The 298-nt window shown below is 46.3% G+C and carries 1 protein-coding gene; it reads right to left on the bottom strand.

From position 1 onward, the window contains the following. Positions 1–298 (bottom strand): hypothetical protein (locus tag FC96_RS13080; RefSeq protein WP_202813035.1); only part of this gene is annotated, 298 nt, incomplete at both ends.

The following is a 298-nucleotide window of genomic DNA, read 5'->3' as shown; positions in this document are numbered from 1 at the left end:
TTAGCAAGTGCGGCTAAGATCTTACCAACCAAGAATGGCAATAAGCCAAGCAAGATTGGCAACCAGAATGGTGCAGTCAAGATTGCAGGCAAGATCCAGAGTGGCAATGTCAAAAGCAACAGTGGTAACCCAAGAGCTAAGCTCAAGAGTACGAGTGGTGCGAATAACCAACCAACTACTAAACCAGCAACAAACTTGATGAGATCCCAGATAGCTTTAAGAATCATACCTAAGCCCTTCCCTAAGAGCAATGGCAATGCCCAGAGGAGAAGTGGTAACCAGAGTGGCAAGGTCAGCA

Origin of the sequence: Secundilactobacillus kimchicus JCM 15530 (assembly GCF_001433995.1) — a bacterium.
Lineage (GTDB): Bacteria > Bacillota > Bacilli > Lactobacillales > Lactobacillaceae > Secundilactobacillus > Secundilactobacillus kimchicus.
This window is presented reverse-complemented; position numbering and strand designations above follow the sequence as displayed.